Here is an 18075-nt window from a genome sequence, read left to right as displayed (position 1 = left end):
CATCATCATGAATTTAGTCACTCAAAAATTATCATTCTTAGATCGTTATTTAATAACGATTTGGATTTTCGCTGTCATGGCTTTTGGTATTGGTCTGGGTTCTTTCATTCCGGTGGTGGAAGGCCTCATTAACTCATTTCAGGTGGGGAGCGCTAATTATCCGATTGCGATTGGTTTAATTTTGATGATGTATCCCCCTGTTGCCAAGGTGCGTTATGAGGATTTGCCTGATGTCTTTAGGGATAAGAAGATTTTTGCCATTGCTTTTTTGATGAATTGGATTATTGCTCCAGCCTTTATGTTCATTTTGGCAATTACCTTTGTGTCCGATCAGCCTGAATACATGGCGGGTCTGGTATTGATCGGTATTGCTCCTTGTATTGCGATGGTGATTGTTTTGAACGATATTGCCAAAGGGTCTGCTGAATATGCCGCTGGTTTGGTTACATTCAATGCTATTGTTCAGGTCTTGTGCTTTAGTGTCTACGCCTATCTCTTTTTGACAGTATTACCGCCGTATTTTGGTTTGGCCGGATCCAATATCAACATTACGATTTCTGAAATCGCGACAACGGTCCTGATCGCGACAACGGTCCTGATTTACTGTGGCATCCCTTGCGTGGCTGGCATGCTCACCCGGTTTTGTATGCTCAAGTTTGTCAGTAAAGATTGGTACTACGCGCAATTTGTGCCTAGGATTGGAAAAATTACCTTAATCGCGTTGCTCTGCACTATCGTCGTGATGTTTAGCTTGAAAGATAAATTGATTCTCCAGCTGCCGGAAGATGTTTTCACAATCGCAGTGCCACTGCTCGTTTATTTTGGGTGATTTTTTTTAATTACCTTTGTCATTACTAGCAAAATGGGCATGGATTAAAAGCGCTGTTGCACTTTGTCTTTTACGGCCTCAAGCAATAACTTTGAGTTAGCCATAGCGGTGGCCATAGCGGTTTTTGGAATTCATTCTGGGGCCGCATTTGCTGCGGCGATAGGGCCCTTAGTGGCGGTTCCCATCATGATCGGACTGGTTACAGTGGCTTTATGGATAACGGAGCGATATTTCCTGGTATAAAAGCCAAAGTCTTGAGAATTCTCAAGACTTTTTCCCGCAAAAGTAACAAATTCTCTAAACTAGCGTTTTGTTTGTTTGACCATGAAAGGCTAGGATTACTGTGAAAATGTCCAAATCAATTTTCCGCATTGCAGCAATTTCCATTTGCGCAATAGGCGTTAATATTTCCGCTGCTAAGGCAGCTGATTTTCCGGGCGATCGCCCAATCACTTTGGTAGTACCTTTTTCTGCTGGTGGCCCAACCGATAAAGTAGCGCGTGAACTTGCCCTTGCTATGGGTAAGCAGCTTAAAGGCCAGGTCATTGTGGACAACAGTCCTGGTGCTGGCGGCACGATTGCCGCTAAGCGAGTCATCAACTCCAAGAATGATGGCTATACCTTGCTAATTCATCATATTGGTATGTCAACAGCCCCGGCTTTGTATAAGAATTTGGGCTTTGATCCAATGAATGATTATGAGTATGTTGGTCAGGTCGCTGACGTGCCGATGATTCTGGTTGGCAATAAAGATTTGCCACCTAAAAATTTCCAAGAACTTCTGCCATATATAAAGGCTAATGTCGGCAAGATTGCTTATGCCAATGCGGGTGTTGGTTCCGCTAGCCACTTATGTGGTTTGCTCTTTATGAGCCGTATTCAATTGGATTTGACGACCGTTCCCTATAAAGGTACCGCGCCTGCATTGACCGATTTGATTGGCGGTCAGGTGCAATTGATGTGTGATCAGACTACTAATCTCTCGGGTCAGTTGGCGACAAACGTAGTCAAACCTTATGGCTCAACAACCATGCAGCGCATTAAGGCTTTTGACAAGATTCCCACCTTGAATGAGCAGGGCTTGAAGAACTTTGAAGTGAAAGTTTGGCACGGTGTTTATGCGCCAAAAGGTACGCCTAAAGCGGAGATGGATAAGTTGGCTAAGGCATTGCAGGGCGCTATTCAGAATCCGCTCTACAAACAGCATATGGCTGAGTTAGGTGTCGAGATTCCATCGCAAGCAAATGCATCTCCAGAAGGGCTGAAGAAGCACCTGAAGGCGCAGATTGAGTTGTGGACCCCGATTATTAAGGCTGCCGGCATTTACGCTGACTAAATATTTACTATGTTTAAGAAAAGCCGCCTACGGGCGGTTTTTTTTCTTTTCTGATGAATGGAAAACTTGTCAATATCAGTTTCTATGTAGGCGTAATTTAAACTGAATTCTTAAGGCATCTACTAGTGGAGTTTGATGAAGGTTAATTCAGAAGGGGTCTCGGCATCGCGGGTATTTTTGCCTGGTGATCAAACCTATCCGAATTTACTGGCATTTTTTGTTGCTCAATTTCCTCATATCGAGACAGATGAATGGGAGCAACGCTTTAGTGATGGCTTAATCTTAAATCTAGATGGTCAATGTTTGACGGCAAGAGACGCTTGCCAGCCTAATACCCATCTGCTGTATTTCAGGAGATTGGCGAGAGCGCCTGAAATTCCGTTTCAAGAAACTATTTTGTATCACGATGGGCATATTCTGGTGGCAGATAAACCCCATTTTCTGCCTGTTACTCCGAGTGGTTTGTACTTGCATCAAACCTTACTTAATCGTCTTAAGAAGATAACGGGCATGCAAGATCTCAGCCCCATTCATCGGATTGATCGAGATACCGCGGGCCTAGCGATCTTTTCAATCAATCCAGGCGAACGAGCGCAATACCAAAATTTGTTCAGCGATAGGGCGGTTAGAAAAGTCTATGAGGCGATAGCGCCATATTCTCAAGATCTAGCCGAACGGCTACCAATGACACGTCAAAGCCGCATAGAAGAGTCAGAACATTTCTTGCAAATGAGCGAAGTTCCGGGCAAGCCCAATTCAGATACCCTGATTGAGCTTCTAGAGGTTAAGGTTGAGTGGGCAAAATATCGATTGACGCTTGGTAGCTGTAAAAAAACATCAACTGCGGTGTCATTTGAATGCTTTGGGTATTCCCATTAAAAATGATCAGATTTATCCCGTTCTCACGCCATACCAAGAATATGACTTAGATTTTTCAAAGCCACTGCAATTGCTGGCCAAAGAGGTCTCATTTGCTGACCCCATCAACAAAAAAGCAAGATTATTTACTAGTCAATTAATGCTGAGGCTAAATTAGTAATCTTTAATCAAATGGAGTAATTTGACTTAAATCAAATGATTCAATGATTTCTTGCTTGGTGAAGAGTATTCTTAAAAAATAGTCAATATTAATCATAGGAAGAATATGTAATTAAATCACGCAGCTATTTTGGTCGATCATAAAGACGCTCATGTCATGTTTTTGAGCGAAGAGGCTAGCGAGGCTGAAGTGATTCGCAGTAAAACCACTCACTCTCACTTGCACCACAAGGGCGGGGAAGTTGGAAGTGGTAAGGCGGCCCTAGATTCCAAATATTTGCATTCAGTTATTAATACTGTAAATGAATCCAAAGAAATTTTAATTCTTGGCCCGGGCTCTGTAAAATTAGAGCTGATTAACGACGCGCATCATCATGACGCGAAGATTGCTGAAAAGATTGTTGGCGTAGAGACTGTTGAGCATCCTACTGATAAAGAAATTCTTGTTTATGCGCGTAAGTTTTTCTATAAAGTAGATCAAATGCTCTAAATCAGAGGGCACAACAAATGACTAAAGAGGCGTTAGGACCAGATGGTCTTCCAGGGCACGATTATTTCTTGGATGCGGTAAATCACATCGATCAAGCTGTAGCCAGCAATACGATTGCCGCTGGAGCCGCAAAAGGACTAATTTTTAGTCTAGTAGAAACATTAGGCACCATGGTGGGTGATCCAGATCTCACCAACCATCTCAAGTCTGGTTATATCGGCGCTTTAGACCTTGCAGTTGAGCTAGAGGCCAAGTTATCTCAGTTGAAATCAATAGACTGACGTCTTTGTGAAATAAAGCTAAGGGCAACTTCGGTTGCCCTGATGCATTTAAAATGATGGTCAATCGATATTTATTGAAGTTCATGACTAATAGACAAAAGAAACGTCTAGCTGTTGCCCCCATGATGGAGTGGACCGATCGCCATTGCCGCTCTTTTCATCGCACGCTCACCAAAGAAGCTGTTCTCTACACTGAGATGGTGACTACTGGCGCTCTATTGCACGGTGATGTCCCGCGCCATTTGGATTATTCGCAAGACCAGCATCTGGTTGTACTTCAGCTAGGTGGTTCTGAGCCTTCTGATTTAGCAAAATCTGCCGAACTAGCGCAACAGTGGGGCTATGATGAGATTGATCTCAATTGTGGCTGTCCATCAGAGCGCGTTCAACGCGGCGCCTTTGGCGCTTGTTTGATGGCTGAGCCTAACTTAGTCGCTGAGTGCGTGCGCTCGATGAAAAGTGCTGTGAATATTCCGATCTCAGTAAAGCATCGTTTGGGTCTAGACTCAATGGATGCATTAAGTTCAAAAGAGGACTATCAATTTGCCCTTAACTTCATTCTTGCCGTGGTGGATGCTGGCGCAAGTCAGGTAACGATTCATGCGCGTAATGCAGTACTTAAAGGTTTATCTCAAAAAGAAAATCGCAGCAAACCACCATTGCACTATGAGGTGGCTGCGCAACTTCGTTTAGATGCGCAAAAACAATTTCCTGATTTAACAGTGCTACTCAATGGCGGACTAGAAACCAATGAGCAAATCGCGGGTCATTGGAATGACTTTGATGGTTTTATGGTGGGCAGGGCGGCTTATCATTTCCCGGCTTTGCTATTGGGTTGGGATGACATGATTAATACGGATGGTGATGCTGCTGGATACCTCTTCAGTGAAACCGAGTGGCATCGCATTCAAATCGCATTGGTGAAGCAAGTGCACGCTTGGTTTGATGAATGCCAAGCCAAGGGCAAACCTTTTTATATTGGCGCCTTCACAAGGCACATTTTAGGTTTAGCTCACGGTAGGGCGGGGTCGCGTTATTGGCGGCAGCGTCTGTCGGACCACCATGCCTTAGCTAAAGTTCAGAGCAAAGCGGCAATCACCGACTTTTTCATTGATGCGAGCTTATGCCTTGGGGATTGGGCTGCTTTTGAGCTTGAGGGTGCTTAAACCCCGCATCTGAGGCATTTTTGACAGGGTTTTGCCTCAAAAGCTATAATCTTGAATCTACTGTGGCGGACGTAGCTCAGTTGGTAGAGTCCCAGATTGTGATTCTGGTTGTCGCGGGTTCGAGCCCCGTCGTTCGCCCCATCAAATTCTGAAGTTTGAAAAGCTCCAAATCAGTGTTGCGGGGGCTTTTTTATTGCCCATTAAATTATTTAAGATCACTCTGGGTTCTTTATTTGAGCCTTAAATCAGCGCATACTTATACAAGTAATCATTAAATTTGGAACTATTTTATACGTACCGGTAAAAGTTAAATATATGAGCGCCCTTGCTTTTTCGTTGGCATTGGCGGGTTTYTCTATTTKTGCTTCACAGCCTTTGTATGCGGATTTAAGTCGTGAGATAGGGGCGCCTCTTGCCTACTTCTTAATTACTTTTATCGCGATCATTCCGGGCGGTATGAATGCTTTCGTCTGTGTCGCCCTGTTCTTTGATAAGCGTCCCAAGGTGATTGAAGAGCACAAATATCCTCCGGTAACCATTTTGATGGTTGCCTATAACGAGGAGACTGCTATTACTTCAACCTTGACTAGTTTATTCAGGCAAGACTATCCAGCCCCAATCCGAATTATTGTGATTAGCGATGGCTCTTATGACAATACGGTAGATTTAGTCCGTGACACTGCTAAAGAGTATCCGAATTTGCAATGAGATTATTTGATTCACAATCAATGGAAGCCTGCGGCTCTTAATCACGGCTTAACTCAGTGCAATACAGATATTGTGATTTCTGTAGATGCCGATAGTTATATTTTTAAAGATGGAGTACGCAAACTAGTGGGACGCTATCTCTCTGACCCCTCTGACACAAAGGCAGTGGCTGGAACGATTTTGATTCGGAACTCTCGAGAAAATTGGATTACCAAGGCGCAAGAGTGGGACTATTTCCTGGGGATTGCCAGCATTAAGCGGATTAAGCCCTTATTCCAAGGCACGCTAGTGGCGCAAGGTGCATTCTCCCTATATGACCGCAAAGTATTAAATGAGATGGGTGGCTGGCCTAAGATGGTGTGCGAGGACATTGTTCTTGCTTGGAAGATTTTGTTAGCTGGGTATCGCGTGGGGCATGCGGAAGATGCAAGAGCGTTTACTGACTGTCCCAATACTTTGAGAAAATTTGCAAGACAAAGGTAGTGTTGGTCTAGAGGCTTAATGGAAACCTTTAAAGAAAATCCAATGATTTTATTTAAACCAAGATGAACCACGCTGTATGTTTGGTGGAACACCATGTTCTTCTTGATGGATATCGCTTACAGCTTTGGTTTTATTCCCGGAATTATTCGGGCCTGCTTTGGAAACTTTTGGATTGTTGGCCCAATGACATTGGCTTTATTGCCAATGGCTTTCTTATTTAACTGGCAAATGTGCTTAAAAGGTCGAGAAATGTTTTCGGAGGAGAATTTGATGCTGAGGGCGAATATATCTGGTTTTTTTATTTTACGTATTCGCCTATGGGTTGATTTTGCAGCCAGCTTGCGTATTGGGCTATATTTCACAACTACTGAGCTTAAAAAAAGAGCTGGGGTGCAAAATGAGTGCTCAAGCTAAATCGACCCTATTAGCAGCATGTTTTGTTTTCATGTCTCATACATCTGCTTGGGCGCAAGAAGATACTCCTTCTAAATAAGCTATCTCCATTCCAAACGCTTATATTGCCTCTGATAGCGAGGGTTTTTCTACCTATAAATACAGCGCTGGCTACATGCCATTTTATGAGCACGGAGACAAAAATACGGGGTTTACTTATCAGCACAATTACTTCACGCAGGGTAATTGGGATTCATCGGCCGAGGTCTACGCCTTGTTCACTAAAGCCATTAACCCCAGAACTGGCTTGGGATACAACCTCAATATTGGCTATCACACCCAAAATGGATATAACTTATTGACTACCGATAGTAATTATGGATTTCGGGTGACAGACTAAACCAAGGCCGAAGTATTTGTGACTCGAGATCGTGTTGAGACGCAAAATTCTTTAGCTAATGGCATTTATTACACTTTTGGCGGCGTCAGTATTGAGCAGCAAATTGTTGAACGTCTCTCTGCGATTGTGATGGCTGGAAATATGTATTTTTCGGACACTAATACACGTCCCACTCTAAAAGCAAAATTAATTTATGACTTGCTTCCTGAATATGGCTTGACTGCGCAATTGCGATATCGCCAGTATCGCGACACTAATACGAATGTGGTGAATAACTACTTTAATCCAAACGACTATAACGAAACGATGATTGCTTTTGGCGCTAGAAAACGTATTGCTGGGTGGATATTGATTGGTACTGCAGGGGTTGGTCGACAAACGGTAAATCAAGATCCTAGCACGACGACTCAGCTATATGAGTTAGCTGCTACCAGTCCCGTTGCTTCGAATGATTACTACTTTAAGACGCGGGCAGGGTATGGTAAGTCAGCCGGATTCTTGTGTCCTAATTATTTCTATCGCTACATCATGGAAGAGTTGATATTCCTTTTTTAAAGGTCAGATTGCCTCTTACGGCTTACTTGTAAAGTAGCCATTTTTTTAGCGCCATAATGGAAGCATGAATATTAATCGTAAAGAGCTTGATAGCACCATGTACGAGGCTACAAAAGAGAGCTCGAAAAGCGAGGCTGGGCTTTATCTTCATTATCTTAAGCCGCTGCCGCTTTAGCTCGCGCGGATTCTGTCGATTTATTGGTGGCGGAAGTTTGTAGTGCCATTGCCGCGCAGGGGCCTTATGTATTAGCCTGAGTGGGAAAAGCTGAAGACGATTCAAATAAGACGGTTGCTGTTATTGGTGGGACTGGGTCGGCGCTTGCGTATATTAAAAATATTTCTGTCAGTTGGTCTGAGCAAAATGTTACCGGCCTGGTGCCTGGTGGCACTTGCATACGTACGGCCAAGCCGAATGTCATTAAAGATTCGGAGGTTGACGAGGGATTTTTGCCTTGGATGGTAAGGGCTCGCGAATATGGAATTCGTTCTGCTGTGGGTTGCCCCATTCCAAGTGTTGATGGCGGTCATTCCTATGGTTGTCTATTGGTTGATTCCAAAGTTCCAAATGCATTTGGTGATTCTGAGGTTCAACTCTTCGAAAGCCTGGCGCAAGAAATTGGGTTTGGCCTAAGACCTATAGAGCGTCAACATAAATTGGATGATCAGATACATGAAAAGCAATTAACCCAAGAGCGCTTGGACGACGCATTACGTGCAACTATCGAAGCTATGGCAAAAACAATGGAATGGCGTGATCCCTATACCGCGGGCCATCAAAAAAAAGTTGCTTCTATTGCAACGGCTATCGCTAAAAAAATGGGGATGAGTGATGAGACGGTTCAGGCGCTATATATGGCTGCAATGGTTCATGACATCGGAAAGGTGGCTGTACCGTCAGACATTTTAACCAAGCCAACACGCCTGACGGATCTTGAAATCAAGCTAGTACAAGGGCATGTTGAGTCGGGTTACCAAATACTTAAAGATGTGCCATTTCCTTGGCCAATTGCTGACATCGTTCGTCAACATCATGAACGCTTAGATGGGAGTGGTTACCCGTTTGGCTTAAAGGGTGATGAGATTTCTCTTGCAGCGAGAATCTTAGCTGTGGCCGATACCATTGAAGCAATGGCCACGCACCGCCCTTATCCTCCTGCAAAAGGTCTTGTAGCTGCCATGAGTCAGGTTCACGCGGAGGCTGGCATCTCATTGGATGCTAAAGTTGTTGATGCTGCATTTGCGCTTATGGATGGCGACAATGCTCTTCAGTCCACTATTGACATTGCATAAATAGCATGATTCTGGCAATCGTTGTATATGTGATTGCCTTAATCGCGCATTAGATCAGTTTTCTAAAGTAGATTCGGATAACTGGGGCCCTGAGTCGTTCGGAAACTTTTTCCAGGGCAAGAATAGAGATTGAGAGAGGTTTGCGTAGTGGTCATCCAATCTCATTTTTAATGCTGGATATCGACCATTTTAAAAATGTAAATGATCAGTACGGATATCCTTGTGGCGATTCTGTTCTGGCGAATCTTGTAAAACATTGTCGAGAACAATTGCGCATTATTGATATTCTGGGTAGGGTGGGTGGTGAAGAGTTTTTAGTTGTTTTGCCAGAAAGTTCCCAAGAGGATTGTTATGAGGTGACAGAGCGATTACGTCGGTGGGTTGCAAGCAACCCCACCCTTTCAGATCATGGTTCAGAGATTTTTATAACCATTAGTATTGGGATGTCAACCTATGATCCTCGATATTTTGGCGAGAATAATCCCGTGACCATTTTTAAAGCTTTTTATAAAACGGCGGATCAGGCAATGTATAAGGCTAGAATGGCCGGTAGAAACAGGGTAGAAGTATGGAGTGGTAATGTATAAAAATAAGAATATTTTTCTAGCCACTAAAAATGCGATGAATGGCTTGCGCGCCCTCTTGAAAGCGCGATCAGCTCAAAGAGAGTTGGTTCTTTTGCTTGTTGCTATCACCCTGTTTTGTTAACGGTTCTATCATTTGCGCTTTTGGCTGTAGAGGCTTTGAGTACCGCCATTGAAAAAATATGCGATCACTTAACATTAGATCTGCATCCCGAAATCAAAATCATTAAAGATCTTGTGGCGGCTGCGGTATTTATTATTGTATTGACAATCATCTTATTGTTTGTCAGATTTTTATCTCCATTCGCATAACTGAAAGCATCATAGCTTGGCTTTACAGCAATCAATCCCGCCTGAGTCTCAAGCAATTTTCAGTATTCGCGCTTGCAATCTGCATTTGGTCGATAAGTCTGATGCAAGCCTAGATCTAGCTTATGTTTTGGCGGTAACTGCTCTAATCAACGAGGAAATTGTGCGCCACAGTGGCAGCAAGCTCGCTGGCGATGAATCGCAAAGTCAATACCTCTTTAACGACACTCTCCTGGCCTTAAATTGCGCCGTACAACTACAACACAGAATAGATCTGTTAAATGAAACTCAGATTTTCGGGGAAATTAATTTGCTTTCGATTGACTTGGGTATCTATTCCGATGGATCGGCTTGGGCAAAGTTTTTATCTGATACCGCAAGTCCGGGAGAGATCAATCTTTCAGAGTCATTTCATGAGCAGGTTGCAGGAAAAGCGAAGACATTTAGCCGCTTTACCAAACAATTGTCAGACGGCGGTCGTTACCAGGGGTTGAATGTTTATGAGGCGTCCTGGAGCCCCAGCGAAGTCGAGGTTAATCAGCGGAGGCTTGAGGGGGTAGGGGCCATTGATCCCCATGCCCAGCCCGCCAGATCGTTCGGAATAAAGCTGATAATATTGATATTAATCGCCTTATCCGCCATCTTTGCCTTGATGGCTGGGTATCGCCCAGTATTACAGTTTTTTTACTCAGTTTTTCTCAAGATAGTCTTCTCAAAAAACCTGACAGCTGTTTAGATCTGCTTGCGGTTTACTTTATGGTTATTTGATATTGAATTGAACTATTTATGCATCACCGCTCAGTAAAAATTTTTGCGGCTTTATTCCTGATCGCGATCTTATTGATCGCTGCGGTCGCGTATTCTGAAGACATTCTTTCTATTATGGGCCAGATGTATCTCGGCTGGGGCTCATTTGCCATTATTTTTCTGATGTCTAACACTAAGCGCTTTAGTAAATAGCCGTGGCGCTCAGTATTCATCATTCTTGCTCTATTCGTTAGTTGTCGATATGTTGCTTGGCGAATTACCGATACTTTGCAGTACTCAGGCATTTTTGACTTTATAGGTATGTCACTGCTATTTTTGGCGGAGCTCTATGGATTCTCATTATTTTTTGTTTGATATGTTTGTGAACTTTTCACCGCTATCAACAAAATATGTGCCGCTACCTGCGGATACTAAGAGTTATCCAACGGTAGATATATTCATATCTACCTATGATGAGCCTGACAATATTGTCCGCATGACGGCGACGGCCGCCACTCAGATCAATTACCCAAAAGATAAGCGCAATATTTACATACCGGATGATGGGGGTACACATACAAAGCGCCATAGCCATCAACATGGAGTGGGGGCTTGGGTAAGACACTATCAACTACGCCGACTCGCAAAAGAATTAGGCATTCACTACCTCACTCGCGAAACGAATCAAAAGGCAACAGCAGGCAATATCAACAATGCCTTACAGCATACGAGCGGTGAATTGGTTCTTATTCTGGACTGTGATCAAATCCCCACCAAAGATATTCTGACGAATACAGTGGGCCAATTTTTGATTGATCCCAAGCTATTTGTGGTGCAAACCCCGCATTTCTTTATCAATCAAACACCGGTGAATTCCAATTTAACTGGAATGTATAACAAGCCAGACGAAAGTGAGATGTTCTATCGCAAGATTCAGCCAGCGATGAACTTTTGGAATGCCAGTTTTTTCTGTGGCTCTGCCGCGATTTTGCGCAGAACCTATTTAATGGAGATAGGTGGCATTGCCGTAAAGACGATTACCGAGGATGCTGAAACTTCTCTACAGCTTCATAGTCTTGGATATAACAGCTGCTATATCAATCGCCCTATGATTTGTGGGCTCTCGTCAGAGTCGCATACTGACTACCTGACCCAGCACTCACGCTGGGGTAAGGGGATGCTGTAGATTCTGATGCACTACAACCCTTTATTTATGAAGGGCTTAAAGTTTCCCCAGCGAATTGCTTATTTCACATCCTGTTACTCATGGTTGTTTGGATTTGCTCGCTACGTTTTCTTTTTAGCCCCATCTGCATTTTTAATATTGGGATTAAATGTCTACACAGCTAGCTGGATAGAGATGGTCTACCTCAAAATACCTTATGCGTTAAGCATATTAGTCGTGATGCCCTATTTCTTTGCGGGCTCTCGTCAGCTATTCTTTTCGGAGATTTACGAGACTGTCAGGGGATTTCGCCTGATACGCGAAATACTCCCTGTGTTGATCAATTCGTGGAAACAAAAATTTGTAGTAACGCCTAAAGGCAAAACCAATGAAAAAGAGCATTTAAGTGAAGATGCTTTTCCGTTGTTTATTTTTATAGGGATCAATATCATTTCTATTTTTATTGCTGCCGGTAGATGGGTCACCGAGCCCATGTGGCATCAAAACATTCTCGCCACCTGCGTATGGTGTTGCTTGAACGTTTGGCTAGGCATTATGTCTATCGGAGCTTTCTTGGAAAGAAAGCAAATTCGCTCTTTCATAGAATTTTATGCACCGGCAAGGTCGACGTGACATTTGTCCCTAATCAAAAATTAGTGCATGCTGAAGTGGTAGACATTTCCGCTAGTGCTATTGGCTTCAAGGCGCCGCTCGAGTTTCTGCCCATCGTTGGGGATAAGGTAGAGTTGCAGGTAAAAGATAGCTATGGCAAAGAGTACCTATTTCAGGGGCATTTGGCTAGGGTTCAAAAACGTGGAGATATGTTTTTCTGTGGAGCGCAATGCATACCTGAGCAAGCTGCTAATAGCTTGATTGTCACTAGTCGCTACTGGCAGTTGATACGAGAAGCTGCCGATGCAAATAATGCTGGAAATTACTCTCTAGGATTGGATAAGGCAAATGCCGCGATCAAAGTAGATGGCGAAGGGGCTGAGGGGTTGGCGCAATTGGGTAGGGCATATGCTGGCAAAAAGCAGTATTCCCAAGCCGAGAAATATTTTGGTGACGCCCTCCAGCTCGAATCGAATAACGACACGGCTTTGCAGGGCATGATCACTCTTTGCATTCAGACGGGCAGAAGGGCTGAGGCCTCTGCCTTGATTAATGCTGCGGCTAGGTTGTCAGGCGCTGATCCCAATCGGTTTAATTATTTACGTCTGCAATTGATGAATGCGGAAGTGGATGAATTTATCGCCAAGGGCGATGCCGATAAGGCTATTGGGGTTCTGAAGCGGGCGATTGTCTTGGATTCGAATACCCCTTGGCTGAGACTAAAGTTGGCAGATGTCTATAAGGATGCTGGCCACCCAGATGCTGGTGTTTTGGTGATGCGCGAGGGTGTCAAGGCGCTACCAAAAGATCCTGAAATGATTAAGGCTTCTGTTATTTATCTCTCTAGCATTAATCAAGAGCAACAGGCTGACGATGTCATTTCTGGCTATATTCGGACTACGCCAAAGCCATCGGCGGCCATTCAAATAGCGTATGCCGAATTGCTCAATCGCTTAACTTTAGATTCCGAGCTCTCCCCACTTTTGAATAGTCTCGGCAAGAAAACATTAGCGGGCGAAAACCGAACAGAATTTTTAAAAATTAAGCTGGCCTATGAAGTCCGCAAGGCAACTGAGTCTGGATGCAATGAAAGTCAATTAACCGAGTAAAAATTAGGTGTTAAATTGACTTGAATAGTTGTATAGCAACGCTATACAATATGTTATGATTAAATCGTTCCGGCACAAAGGATTGCAATTATTTTTTGAGACCGGAAGTCGTGCAGGCATCCAAAGCAATCATGCTCCTCGCCTTTCACGTCAGTTGGCAAGGTTGAATGAAGCGCGCAGCTGGGAGGACGTAAATATTCCTGGTTGGCGATTGCATTCTTTAGGCGGAAAACTGGTTGGCCATTATTCAATTTGCGTGAGCGGCAACTGGAGAGTGACTTTTAGATTTGAAGGTGAAGATGTAGTATTAGTAAATTATCAGGATTACCACTAATGATAAAAATGAGAAAAATGCATCACCCTGCGCACCCAGGACTCACATTGCGTGATGACGTTCTGCCCGCCCTCGGGATTACTGTGACTGCTGCTGCGGAGCAACTTGGGGTTACTAGAGCTGCCTTATCTCGAGTATTAAATGCTAAAGCCGCAATTTCACCAGAGATGGCTTTGAGAATTGAGGCATGGTTAGGTATTGAAAACGGTGGTAATGCAAGTATCTGGTTGGCTGAACAAGCTGCATATGATTTGTGGAAGGTTAGAAAGACTATTAAGCCTAAAGTGAAGCACGCCCAGATCCCAGATTTATTGGCAGCCTAATGATCACTGATTAAATAGGTCATAAATCACGGGGATAGCAACGACGCTGACAACGCCGTTCATACCCATAGCGAGGCTGGCATAGGTTCCCGCTTCTGGATGAATACTAAAGGCGCGTGAAGTGCCAATCCCATTGGCGCCCATTCCAATTGCGAAACCTCTTTGCCACCACGCTTTCATGCCTAAAGCATTGAGAACAAAGGGCGCTAAGATCGCCCCCAATATCCCGGTACTTACCGCAAAGATAGCAGTAAGGGTGGGTGACACGCCAATCTGCTCCGCAATATCCATAGCGATTGGCGCTGTGACTGATTTGGGATACATTGCCCAAGTAATGCTGGAGTCGACCCCAAGTAAAGTGGCAATACTAACCGCGCTGACAATGGATACGAGGCCGCCAGTGCAAAGCGAGACTATCAAAGGAATGGATCTTCCTTTGAGGCTGCTAAGACCGCGGTAGATCGGTATCGCCAAAGAGACTGTCGCCGAGCCCAATAGGAAATGAATAAATTGAGCGCCTTCAAAATACGTTGAGTATGGCATCTCAATGAATTGAATCGTGCTCGCCACAATCAGAATGGCGATTGCAACAGGATTGGCAAGTGGATTTTGGTGAGTTGCCTTTATAGATACTCAAGCCAATTTGATAGGCTGCCAAGGTAATAAACAAGGCAAATAGTGGACTTCCTGATAGATAGACCCAAATCTCGACGATAGAGTGCTGCTCACTCATGAGATTCTTTCTTGCTCAAAAGGCTCGCGACGAAAGCGCTGGAAGCGATCGTCAGAATGACGCTACCGATTAACGCGCTAATAATCGCTAGTGCATGGGCTTGGAGTTGAGGCAAGAAAAGTACTACCCCCACAGCAGCAGGTACAAATAGCAAGCCTAGGTACTGGCTAAAACCATCGGCAACCATAGCGAGTTCAGCTTGAATGCCTTTGCGCAATACCAACCAAATTACCAGTAGAACGAGTCCGATCACTGGTCCTGGTAGGGTGGGCAACAGAAATTTAGAGACCAGTTCACCAAGACTCTGAAAAAGGAGGATTTGTACGAGACAAAAAATCATTTAGCGATCTTACAGCGCCTGAATTTATGTTGCATAGCAATAAATGATTTCTTGGTTAAGATATTCACACGAATCAAAGGGGTATTTCTGCGCCCTGAAGACAATAAATAAGAAATAACAGGAGAGCACGCATGGCCGAACTAAATGTGAATGGTAAAAAGTACAAGCTGGATGTAGATCCAGAAATCCCATTGTTGTGAGTAATCCGTGAGTACGTCGGATTAACGGGTACCAAGTATGGTTGTGGTGTTGGCCAATGTGGCGCCTGTACAGTTTTTGTACAGTTTTATTTGAAGGTCAAGCCATTGGCAGCTGCTCAATCACTGTTTCTGCGGCTGAAGGTACAAAGATTGAGACTATTGAGAGCCTAGAGAAGAATGCTCAACTCTCCAAGATACAAAAGGCCTGGGTTGATAACCATGTCCCTCAGTGTGGCTAATGCCAGTCTGGCATGGTGATGGCAACCACAGCCTTATTGCGCAACACACCAAAACCTACAGATGCGCAAATTGATGCAGCTGTTACTAACATTTGCCGTTGCGGCACTTTCCAGCAAGTTCATGAAGCAATTCATGCGGCAAGCAAGGCCTAAGGGAATATAAAAATGACTACAAATACAAATACATCCCGGCGCCACTTTGTTATTGGCTCTGGCGCAGTTGCAGCTGGTCTAGCAATTGGTTTTGATTTCTCATTGATGTCTACCGCTCATGCCGCCATGGGTTCCGGCACTACCGCAATGACTCCATTGTCTACTCCAGAAATTGGTGTATGGGTAGTGGTAAAGCCAAATGATGATGTGCTTGTGCGCATTGTTCATTCCGAAATGGGGCAATGAACTATTACCGGTTTGGCGCAGATGGTTGCGGAAGAGTTGCAATGTGATTGGAAAAAAGTGAGCTATGAGTACCCAAGTCCGGCTGAGAGCTTAAAGCGCAAAGCAGCCTGGGGTAGTTATTCAACTGGTGGAAGCCGTGGTATTCGCACTTCAGAACAATATGTGCGTAAAGGTGGCGACGCTGCCCGCATGATGTTGATTCAGACTGCTGCCAATCAGTGGAATGTGCCCGTCTCGGAGTGCGTTGCAAAAATAGCGTGATTACACACACCTTCTGGTAAGAAAATGACTTTTGGCGCTGTTTCTGTAGCGGCATCTCAGTTGGAAGTGCCTAAAGAGGTGCCATTGAAAGATCCAAAAGAGTGGAGTCTCATTGGTAAGTCTGTTAATCGTATTGACGGGGTTGACGATAAAGTCGCCGGTAAACAGATCTATGCCATTGACTTGAAAATACCAGGCATGTTGGTGGCAACTATTCAAGAGTCACCTGTTTTTGGCGGCAAGGTAAAGAGTTACGACGCCGCAAAAGCGCAGAGCATGAAGGGCGTGAAAAAAGTAGTGCAAGTAGGCGATTCTGCAGTAGCAGTTGTCGCCGAAACTTTCTGGCAGGCAAAAGTAGCCTTGGATCAAGTCAGCGTTATTTGGGATAGCGGTCCCAATGTGAATGTATCTAGCGCCTCTATTCAAAAGATGTTGGAAGAGGGTTTAAGCGCCGATGACACCTTTGTTCACAATGCGAATGGCGATGTGAAGGCGGCAATGTCTGGTGCCTCCAAAACTCTTGAAGCTACTTATTTTTATCCATTCTTGAATCACGCCACCTTGGAGCCGCAAACAGCCACTGCTAAGTGGACCGCGGATTCTTGTGAGGTATGGGTTCCAACACAAGATGGTGAAGCATTCTTGGCCGCGGTGATTGCCGCGTGGGGCTTGCCTGCTGAAAAGTGCAATGTTTACAAGGTTAGTCTTGGTGGTGGCTTCGGTCGTCGAGGCGCTTTCCAAGACTACACCACACAAGCTGTGAATATCGCTAAACAAATGCCAGGCACATCAATTAAGTTGCTCTGGACACGTGCGGAAGATATGACTCAAGGTCGCTACCATCCAGTCATGATGTGTAAGATGTCTGCGGCGATTGATGATACAAAGAATGTGACAGCGGTCAATATGCGTTTATCTGGCCAATCTATTTTGGCATCTGTTCGTCCAGCGGTGGTTGCTGCGAACAAAGGTAAGGATCCATTGGCCTTCCAAGGCGTTGAGCCAACTGGTGAGCATGGTATTACCTATAGCTTCCCAAATTTAAATATCGATCACGCTATGCGCAACACCCACATACCACCTGGCTTTTGGCGTGGTGTGAATGTGAATCAAAATGCCATCTTTATTGAAACCTTTATGGATGAGCTGGCTGAAGTGACTGGTATGGATGCAGTTGAGTTCCGTCGCAAGCACATGGAGAAATTCCCGCGTGCAGTTGCGGTATTAAATGCCGTGGCGGATGGTATTGGTTTGACTAAACCGGCTAAACCCGGCGTCTACCGTGGTATTGCGCAAATGCGCTCCTTCGGCAGCTATGTTGCGGCAGCTTGTGAATTGTCGGTTACCAACGGTAATGAGGTGAAGATTCATCGTATTGTTGCGGCGACTGATCCGGGTTATGTAGTGAATCCTGCTAAAGTGGCTCGACAAGTATCTGGATCGTTTGTTTACGGCTTATCCGCATTGTTTGAGGAAGAGATCACGATTGAGCAGGGTGCTGTGATTCAGAAGAACTTCGACACCTTCAACTCCATTCGCCTTTATCAGATGCCTAAGGTCGAAACAATCATCATTCAGGGTGGTGGTAAAGACTGTGGTGGTGTAGGTGAGCCAACGATTGCGGTTGCGACGCCCGCTGTTCTGAACGCAATCGATCGTGCTACTGGTAAGCGTCTACGTACTGTGCCTCTGAAAAACAGCGGCATCAAGTTGGTTTAAGGCTCGGCTTGATGAAATTGCGTCCATGAGAA

23 protein-coding genes, 1 tRNA gene and 2 pseudogenes are annotated in these 18075 nt (G+C 44.6%); 24 read left to right on the top strand and 2 right to left on the bottom strand.

All coding sequences use genetic code 11. The features are described 5' to 3' along the window. Window positions 1-76 precede the first annotated feature (76 nt). From DXE35_RS05380 to DXE35_RS05295, 20 genes and pseudogenes are all read left to right on the top strand, one after another. Window positions 77-829 carry an arsenic resistance protein gene (locus DXE35_RS05380; RefSeq protein WP_269459869.1) on the top strand — a complete coding sequence of 251 codons (753 nt, stop codon included), beginning with the start codon at window positions 77-79 and terminating at the stop codon, window positions 827-829. A gap of 349 nt (window positions 830-1178) precedes the next feature. Beyond that, a complete protein-coding gene (locus DXE35_RS05375) occupies window positions 1179-2165 on the top strand; it encodes a tripartite tricarboxylate transporter substrate-binding protein (protein WP_114689805.1) in 987 nt (328 codons plus the stop codon). A gap of 135 nt (window positions 2166-2300) precedes the next feature. Next, a complete protein-coding gene (locus DXE35_RS05370) occupies window positions 2301-3044 on the top strand; it encodes a pseudouridine synthase (RefSeq protein ID WP_197713992.1) in 744 nt (247 codons plus the stop codon). Window positions 3045-3333: 289 nt separating this feature from the next. Further along, window positions 3334-3693, top strand: coding sequence for a translational machinery protein (locus DXE35_RS05365; protein ID WP_197713991.1), 360 nt, complete (start codon window positions 3334-3336; stop codon window positions 3691-3693). A gap of 17 nt (window positions 3694-3710) precedes the next feature. Then, entirely contained in the window at window positions 3711-3974 is a 264-nt protein-coding gene (locus tag DXE35_RS05360; RefSeq protein ID WP_114689804.1) for a hypothetical protein, read from the top strand. Window positions 3975-4057: 83 nt separating this feature from the next. After that, a complete protein-coding gene (dusA, locus tag DXE35_RS05355) occupies window positions 4058-5140 on the top strand; it encodes a tRNA dihydrouridine(20/20a) synthase DusA (RefSeq protein ID WP_114690388.1) in 1083 nt (360 codons plus the stop codon). Window positions 5141-5205: 65 nt separating this feature from the next. After that, window positions 5206-5281 (top strand) — tRNA-His (locus DXE35_RS05350). A 174-nt stretch (window positions 5282-5455) separates the two neighbouring features. Next, window positions 5456-6331, top strand: a pseudogene (locus DXE35_RS10520) (glycosyltransferase family 2 protein). 93 nt (window positions 6332-6424) lie between these two features. Continuing rightward, a complete protein-coding gene (locus DXE35_RS10515) occupies window positions 6425-6745 on the top strand; it encodes a hypothetical protein (RefSeq protein WP_231970043.1) in 321 nt (106 codons plus the stop codon). A gap of 154 nt (window positions 6746-6899) precedes the next feature. Next, window positions 6900-7124 carry a hypothetical protein gene (locus DXE35_RS05340; protein WP_114689803.1) on the top strand — a complete coding sequence of 75 codons (225 nt, stop codon included), beginning with the start codon at window positions 6900-6902 and terminating at the stop codon, window positions 7122-7124. 18 nt (window positions 7125-7142) lie between these two features. Then, on the top strand, window positions 7143-7679 hold the full coding sequence (locus tag DXE35_RS05335; protein WP_114689802.1) for a hypothetical protein: 537 nt from the start codon (window positions 7143-7145) through the stop codon (window positions 7677-7679). Between the two features lie 255 nt (window positions 7680-7934). After that, complete coding sequence (locus DXE35_RS05330; protein ID WP_197713990.1) at window positions 7935-8969, top strand: HD domain-containing phosphohydrolase; 1035 nt, start codon at window positions 7935-7937, stop codon at window positions 8967-8969. Window positions 8970-9040: 71 nt separating this feature from the next. After that, window positions 9041-9556: a GGDEF domain-containing protein gene (locus DXE35_RS05325; protein WP_114689801.1), complete on the top strand. Its 516-nt coding sequence runs from the start codon at window positions 9041-9043 to the stop codon at window positions 9554-9556. A 114-nt stretch (window positions 9557-9670) separates the two neighbouring features. Continuing rightward, window positions 9671-9865, top strand: a complete 195-nt coding sequence (locus tag DXE35_RS11405) for a diacylglycerol kinase (RefSeq protein WP_162784969.1) — start codon at window positions 9671-9673, stop codon at window positions 9863-9865. 16 nt (window positions 9866-9881) lie between these two features. Beyond that, window positions 9882-10598 carry a hypothetical protein gene (locus tag DXE35_RS05315; RefSeq protein WP_114689799.1) on the top strand — a complete coding sequence of 239 codons (717 nt, stop codon included), beginning with the start codon at window positions 9882-9884 and terminating at the stop codon, window positions 10596-10598. 360 nt (window positions 10599-10958) lie between these two features. Continuing rightward, window positions 10959-11795 (top strand): glycosyltransferase family 2 protein, encoded by an 837-nt coding sequence (locus DXE35_RS05310; protein ID WP_114689798.1) that lies wholly within the window; start codon window positions 10959-10961, stop codon window positions 11793-11795. Between the two features lie 6 nt (window positions 11796-11801). Continuing rightward, window positions 11802-12407, top strand: a complete 606-nt coding sequence (locus DXE35_RS09285; protein ID WP_162784967.1) for a hypothetical protein — start codon at window positions 11802-11804, stop codon at window positions 12405-12407. Next, window positions 12404-13495: a PilZ domain-containing protein gene (locus DXE35_RS05305; protein ID WP_162784966.1), complete on the top strand. Its 1092-nt coding sequence runs from the start codon at window positions 12404-12406 to the stop codon at window positions 13493-13495. Before DXE35_RS09285 ends, DXE35_RS05305 begins: the two co-directional genes overlap by 4 nt. 55 nt (window positions 13496-13550) lie before the next feature. Beyond that, complete coding sequence (locus DXE35_RS05300; RefSeq protein ID WP_114689796.1) at window positions 13551-13829, top strand: type II toxin-antitoxin system RelE/ParE family toxin; 279 nt, start codon at window positions 13551-13553, stop codon at window positions 13827-13829. Between the two features lie 8 nt (window positions 13830-13837). Further along, window positions 13838-14152 carry a HigA family addiction module antitoxin gene (locus DXE35_RS05295; RefSeq protein ID WP_114690387.1) on the top strand — a complete coding sequence of 105 codons (315 nt, stop codon included), beginning with the start codon at window positions 13838-13840 and terminating at the stop codon, window positions 14150-14152. A gap of 3 nt (window positions 14153-14155) precedes the next feature. On the opposite strand, the gene DXE35_RS05290 is transcribed toward DXE35_RS05295, so the two are convergent. Together DXE35_RS05290 and DXE35_RS05285 are read right to left on the bottom strand one after the other, a co-directional pair. Continuing rightward, the gene (locus DXE35_RS05290; protein WP_231970042.1) at window positions 14156-14722 is read right to left on the bottom strand and encodes an LrgB family protein; all 567 of its coding nucleotides are present in this window, start codon (window positions 14720-14722) and stop codon (window positions 14156-14158) included. A gap of 155 nt (window positions 14723-14877) precedes the next feature. Beyond that, window positions 14878-15225: a CidA/LrgA family protein gene (locus tag DXE35_RS05285; RefSeq protein ID WP_114689795.1), complete on the bottom strand. Its 348-nt coding sequence runs from the start codon at window positions 15223-15225 to the stop codon at window positions 14878-14880. Window positions 15226-15356: 131 nt separating this feature from the next. On the opposite strand from DXE35_RS05285, the pseudogene DXE35_RS05280 reads away from it, so the two are divergent. From DXE35_RS05280 to DXE35_RS05275, 4 genes and pseudogenes are all read left to right on the top strand, one after another. Then, window positions 15357-15817, top strand: a pseudogene (locus DXE35_RS05280) ((2Fe-2S)-binding protein). A gap of 12 nt (window positions 15818-15829) precedes the next feature. Next, on the top strand, window positions 15830-16063 hold the full coding sequence (locus DXE35_RS10510; RefSeq protein ID WP_231970041.1) for a hypothetical protein: 234 nt from the start codon (window positions 15830-15832) through the stop codon (window positions 16061-16063). Window positions 16064-16084: 21 nt separating this feature from the next. After that, window positions 16085-16324: a hypothetical protein gene (locus DXE35_RS10505; protein WP_231970040.1), complete on the top strand. Its 240-nt coding sequence runs from the start codon at window positions 16085-16087 to the stop codon at window positions 16322-16324. A gap of 24 nt (window positions 16325-16348) precedes the next feature. Beyond that, window positions 16349-18043 (top strand): xanthine dehydrogenase family protein molybdopterin-binding subunit, encoded by a 1695-nt coding sequence (locus DXE35_RS05275; protein ID WP_231970039.1) that lies wholly within the window; start codon window positions 16349-16351, stop codon window positions 18041-18043. The last annotated feature ends 32 nt before the right edge of the window (window positions 18044-18075 follow it).

The sequence above is a fragment of the Polynucleobacter necessarius genome (genome assembly GCF_900095215.1).
Classification (GTDB): Bacteria; Pseudomonadota; Gammaproteobacteria; order Burkholderiales; family Burkholderiaceae; genus Polynucleobacter; species Polynucleobacter necessarius_H.
The sequence above is the reverse complement of the archived record's forward strand: the minus strand, read 5'-3'. Positions and strand labels throughout refer to the sequence as shown.